The sequence below is a fragment of the Lentimicrobium sp. L6 genome (assembly GCF_013166655.1).
Taxonomy (GTDB): domain Bacteria; phylum Bacteroidota; class Bacteroidia; order Bacteroidales; family UBA12170; genus UBA12170.
In genome coordinates this window covers 1-5,772 of record NZ_JABKCA010000135.1, presented here as the reverse complement: position 1 = coordinate 5,772, position 5,772 = coordinate 1, and the positions used below count along the sequence as shown (strand labels likewise).

Annotated in this window: 4 protein-coding genes; 2 read left to right on the top strand and 2 right to left on the bottom strand. The window is 35.9% G+C overall.

Annotation, left to right across the window (positions count from 1 at the left end; translation table 11 throughout):
* Positions 1-64 precede the first annotated feature (64 nt).
* Complete coding sequence (locus tag HNS38_RS19580; protein WP_172284483.1) at positions 65-283, bottom strand: hypothetical protein; 219 nt, start codon at positions 281-283, stop codon at positions 65-67.
* A gap of 316 nt (positions 284-599) precedes the next feature.
* Here HNS38_RS19580 and HNS38_RS19575 point away from each other — a divergent pair, with 316 nt between their 5' ends.
* Positions 600-2,567, top strand: coding sequence for an ABC-F family ATP-binding cassette domain-containing protein (locus HNS38_RS19575; protein ID WP_371823825.1), 1,968 nt, complete (start codon positions 600-602; stop codon positions 2,565-2,567).
* Positions 2,568-3,192: 625 nt separating this feature from the next.
* The gene (locus HNS38_RS19570; protein WP_172284485.1) at positions 3,193-4,671 is read left to right on the top strand and encodes a polysaccharide biosynthesis C-terminal domain-containing protein; all 1,479 of its coding nucleotides are present in this window, start codon (positions 3,193-3,195) and stop codon (positions 4,669-4,671) included.
* Positions 4,672-4,994: 323 nt separating this feature from the next.
* On the opposite strand, the gene HNS38_RS19565 is transcribed toward HNS38_RS19570, so the two are convergent.
* Positions 4,995-5,405 (bottom strand): GIY-YIG nuclease family protein, encoded by a 411-nt coding sequence (locus HNS38_RS19565; RefSeq protein WP_253916454.1) that lies wholly within the window; start codon positions 5,403-5,405, stop codon positions 4,995-4,997.
* Between the last annotated feature and the right edge of the window lie 367 nt (positions 5,406-5,772).

The window sequence follows — 5,772 nt, the reverse complement described above, 5'->3', positions numbered from 1 at the left end:
TAATTGATGATTTCCTGATAGCATTTCGCCATCATAAAGCGTCTTAATTAACTCCTATTGCAAATTATAATTCTTTGGTTGTTTCTACCATCTCCCAGATAGGTGGGTGTATCCCACCATCCTCACTCTGTGCGTTGTAATAGGTCCTACTAAGTAGGGCTCCGGCTTGTTCAATCTGTTCTCTCCAAGTTAAATGTGGTTTTTCATTTACATCTAAATCAATATCATAACCTTGCGAGGAATAACAAAGAGGCACAAAAGACACCAAGCAAAGAAAACACATAATCTTCTTTGTGGTTTTCGTGGCTACTTAGTGTCCCTTTGTGCAATAACTCAAACAAATACTCAAAGAAACAGCTTAGATGGAATTGCATTCCATCGTTAATACACCGATCGGAGCTCTAGAGTAAATGTATTACATACAGGGACGCGATCTCTAGCTCTCATCTCTTAAATCCTCCAAAAAAAGGAGATTCTATCAATAAAACACCAACTTTCAATTTTAATTACTTTAGGCACTTTAAGTACTCTAAATACTTTAACATACTTTAGACACTTTAAGTACATCCTCCTAGACAATTCCCCATAATTTCTTTTCTTTGCAGAAAAATAGCCAAATGTATTCTGTTAGCAATGTTTCTGTAGTTTTTTCGGGTAATGTATTATTCGAAGGAATCAACTTTTTAATCAACCCCGGTGATCGAATTGGATTGGTGGGTGATAATGGAAGTGGCAAGACTACTTTATTGAGAACCATTGCTGGTGAACAAGAATGCGAAACTGGAGAAATCATCATCCCAAATGATAAAAAGATTGGCTACCTTCCTCAGGAGGTTAAAAACATTTCTAAACTAACGGTGATTGAGGAAAGTCAGAAAGCTTTTGACGAAATCAATAAACTGAGCGATGAGATTGATAAATTGAACGAGAGTTTGATGAGTCGTGAAGATTACGAGAGTGCCGATTATATGAAAATCGTGGACAAGCTGACTTTAGCCAACGAGCATTTTCAAATTCTTGGAGGAGATAATAAAGAAGCTGAGATTGAGAAAATATTAAAAGGCTTGGGCTTTGTTCAAGACGACTTTGATCGCCCATTAAGCGAATTTAGTGGTGGATGGCGTATGAGGGTCGAAATCGCCAAGCTCTTACTTAGAAAACCCGATATCCTTTTACTAGATGAGCCGGTTAACCACCTCGACATTGAATCGATAGAATGGTTAGAGGATTTTTTAAAAACCTACCCTGGCGCTATTATTTTGGTGGCTCACGATAGAACATTCCTCGATAAGGTGACTTCTAGAACGATAGAAATTACCAAAGGAAAAGCCTACGACTATAAAATGTCGTATAGCAAATATGTGATTGAGCGTGAGGAGAGAATGGTGGGGGAAATAAATGCCTTTACCAATCAGCAAAAACAATTACAGCAAATTGAGCGCTTTATTGAGCGTTTTAGATATAAGAATACCAAGGCCAAACAAGTTAAATCCAAAATTAAAGAGCTGGATAGAATCGATAAAATCGAAGTAGATTCTATCGATCGCTCAGCTATTAATTTTAGTTTTCAAGAAGCACCTCCAAGTGGGAAAATTGTCATAGAAACCAACAATCTACAAAAATCATTCGGCGATAACGAAGTGCTGAAGGATTTGGATTTTGTGGCACTAAAAGGGGAAAAAATCGCCTTTGTTGGCAAGAATGGAATGGGGAAATCTACCCTCTCCAAAATCATAGTAAATGAGCTGGATTACGAAGGGGAGATGAAAATTGGTTATAATGTATTATTGGGATATTATGCCCAAAACCAAACCGATACTCTAGACCCTAAAAAAACAGTATTTGAAACTATTGATGATGTGGCTACTGGTGAAATTAGAAAACGCATACGCGATATCCTGGGTAGTTTTTTGTTTAGTGGTGAAGATATTGACAAGCCTGTGAAGGTGCTTAGTGGAGGGGAGAAATCGAGACTCGCTTTGGCTAAAATGCTCTTAACACCCTATAATTTACTAGTACTTGATGAACCTACCAATCACCTGGATTTAAAATCGAAAGACATCCTCAAAAATGCCCTGCTCAATTTCACGGGAACCTTGATAATCGTTTCTCACGATAGAGATTTCTTAGCAGGATTAACAGATAAAGTAATCGAGTTTAAGAAAGCCCATGTTAAAAATCATATTGGTGATGTGAGCGACTTTCTAGAGAAAAGAAGAATAGAAAAACTCGGCGACCTGAATAAAGGATTAAGTAGCGGAGGAGGCAAAAAACAAAAAGAGGATTCTCAAAATAAGATCAACTACCAGCAAAGAAAAGAAAATGAGAAAGAGCTTCGGAAAATCCAGAATAGAGTTAGTAAGCTAGAGGACGAGATAGCTAAGCTGGAAGGAGAAATTGAGAAGCAAGATGCTAAATTAGCTGCCCCTGACGAACACCCTGGATTGGTCTCTGATCCTGAATTCTTTAAAAATTATACGGATCTAAAAAAACAACTTCAGCAAAAAATGGAAGACTGGGAGACTGGCTTGGAGGAATTGGAGATTAAAGAAGAGGAATTGTCTTAATTTTTTGATAGCTCAAAAAATTAAGAATTATAAATCATTGATTCTTTATAGAAAACCAAAATCTAATCATTTTACACTTTTTCAAAAAAGTGTAGTAAAAACTACCGCTGTTGATTAAAGGCTACTCCGAAAATATATTTCCGGGAAAACAATAAACTCCTACTTTTAGAAACTTCCTATGGAAGATTTCTAACGAGCGTCGAACAGAATTGTTTTCTTTTCCTCCAACATATTTCCTCCGCTTAACACCTTTACTCAAAGGCGGTCATGGTCTTTCTTCGAAAGACTATAAACTTTGCGGAGTCTGAAAACTGTATTTTTAATATTACTCATTATGTAAAAGCTTCATTATTATTCACCATGATACGAAGTCCTTCTCCCTTGATTACTCAATAGAAGACAATAGTTGCTGCCTTTTTGTTCCCTTTATGTTAGGGTAATCAAAAAATTACCTTACACATAGTGGTTTCTTCAATCCTATATGTCAATCATTACCAAAACTTAGTTGGTATCATTCTATCAAAAGATAGAATCAAAACCATCCTTTCTTCCTTGACCAATTAAACATACTAGCTTTGCAGAAAAACGAGTAAGGAAAACAGGAAAAAGCTACCTTTGCAGCCTTATGAGTGCATTAAAAAGATTTTTGGGTCAAACGGCCATTTATGGATTAAGCAGTATCGTAGGTAGACTCCTCACCTACTTCTTGGTTCCATTATATACCTATAACCTTCCCACTGGTGAATACGGCATGGTTACCGAATTATTTAGCTATGTGGCCATTTTATTTGCATTACTCACCTATGGAATGGAAACTACTTTCTTTCGTTTTTCGGAAACGGAAAAAAACAAAGATCAAGTCATCTCTACTTCTTCCATTTCTTTATTGGTCAGCAGCCTAATTTTCTTAGCCTTATCTTGGACTTTTAGGACTCAAATAGCACAAAGCATAGGTTATGAGTCCCATCAACATTTTATCAATTGGTTTATTATCATCATTAGTTTTGATGCATTAAGTGCTATTCCATTTGCCTATTTACGTCAGAAAAACAAAGCTGTTCGTTTTGTTAGCCTAAAGCTCATCAATATATTTGTCAACTTAGGACTCAACTTGTTTTTTATTCTGTATTGTCCAAAGGTAATAGCTGAAGGTGAAAGCCATTTTTTATTCAGCTGGATTCATTCATTCTTCGAAGCCGATCATTTAGTTCAATATATTTTTATCTCTAATTTGGTAGCTAGTGGACTTACATTCGCGTTTCTGCTTCCTATTTACAAGTATGTAAAACTTGGTTTTAACACTGCCATTTGGAAAAAAATGATGCCCTATGCATTACCTATTTTAATGGTAAATATTGCAGGACTCATTCCTATTTCCTTGGATAAAATATTACTTCCTATCTTATATTCTGGTGGCAGAGAAGCTGGGATGCAGCAGTTAGGAATCTATGGTGCCAATGCAAAAATAGCAGTGATTATGCTGCTGTTTATTCAAACTTTTAGATATGCCGCCGATCCTTTCTTTTTTGCAGAAGCTAAAAATAAAGATGCCAAGCAAACTTATGCATTAGTCATGCATTGGTTTGTGATTTTTGGTTCTCTTATCTTCCTTGGAGCCATGTTCTTTATCGATATTATCCAATATTTTATTGGAAACGCTTATCGTGATGGAATTATGGTAGTGCCCATTCTTCTCATGGGGAATTTGATGTTAGGTATTTATTATAACCTAAGCTTTTGGTATAAACTCACCGACAAGACCATGTATGGTGCGTGGTTTAGTGTGATCGGAGCCATGGTTGCTATTGTCCTCAATTTTATATTAGTTCCTAAATATGGGATGCTTGGATCAGCTTGGTCGGTTTTTATCGCTTATCTTATTCCTGCCATCCTCTCTTATGTCATAGGACGAAAGCATTATCCTATTCCCTATAAGGTAAATTCTATGATTGCTTATCCTATTATTGTAGTTGCTTTGTATGTATTGAGTGCTCAACTGGAATGGAACCTTCTAGGCCGCATCATTATATTTATCCTGTTTAGCTTTGGGGTTTTGGTTTATGAGAACAAAGCTTTATTGAAGAAATACTTTAATAAGGCATAGCCTTTACTATATCAATTGTAAAATTGGTTTTGTTTCTAATTCCTACAATTCTTTAATAACAATTATATTAGATTTTTAAGATTTCTTAGTCGAAGCCAAAGCTTCTCCTTCAAAATGAAGAGGAGGAGAAATCTAATCTGTCTTCATTATTAAAGGAGATTTCTCCCTTGTTGCAGTCCGTCGAAATGACATTTATCTAAGGCTTAAGGGGGAGGCCAAGGGCGCACAAATCCAACTAATACTAAAGAAGTATTTTTGCGCCCTTTTGCTTGACACCTTATGATTCAGTGTCATTTCGACCGTAGGGAGAAATCTCATTCTATTTATAAGTATTCATCATCCACCCTGAAAATCATATCATTTAAGAAGTTCCAATCTGGATTGTTTTCGTTTATAAGGGCTTCTTTCTTTTTACGATTCCACTTTTTGATTTGCTTTTCTCTTGATATAGCTTCAGATGGTGTTTCATATTTTTCATAATGGCCAAGATATTTGCAATGGTACTTTTTGCTAAAACCTTCAATTAATCCTTTCGAATGCTCAGTAATCCTTCTCTTAATATCACTACTCATTCCTATATAGAGAACCGTTTTGTTAAGGTTGGTTATGATATAAACGAAATAGAACTTCATGATAATTTGTTTATATAAAGGTAAAAGATATTTTGGACTTCTCTTTTGCTTCCTTAAATCAAAATGAAAAGTCATTACCACTGCAGGAAGAAATCTCTTCATAATAATTACAGATTTCTCCTCCATTTCATTCCGTCGAAATGACAAGCTGTTTTGGTCTAGAAGAGGGCGCACAATCCCAACTAAAATTAAAGAGGTGTTTGTGCGCCCTTTTTTACACTACCCGATAATGTCATTTCGAAGGAGAAGCGTGCTTCGACTGAGAAATCCTTTCCCTTGTGTTATCCAAAAATGTCATTTTGACGAACCTAAGAGGAGGAGAAATCTAAAATAGCAGTCATTCTGAGAACTAATTAAAATGCGCCTTTAAATCCTATCAGTCTATAGCCAAGCTCCGCAGTATATAAGCCCTGAAGGGCATTAGCGTTAACTTAAGCTGTCTATTTTTTTAAGTTACAGATATACATAT

What these genes read in the sequence shown, in the direction of transcription:
- HNS38_RS19580 (WP_172284483.1), bottom strand. Translation starts at nt 283, where the DNA reads ATGTGTTTTCTTTGCTTGGTGTCTTTTGTGCCTCTTTGTTATTCCTCG.
- HNS38_RS19570 (WP_172284485.1), top strand. Translation starts at nt 3,193, where the DNA reads ATGAGTGCATTAAAAAGATTTTTGGGTCAAACGGCCATTTATGGATTA.
- HNS38_RS19565 (WP_253916454.1), bottom strand. Translation starts at nt 5,405, where the DNA reads ATGAAGAGATTTCTTCCTGCAGTGGTAATGACTTTTCATTTTGATTTA.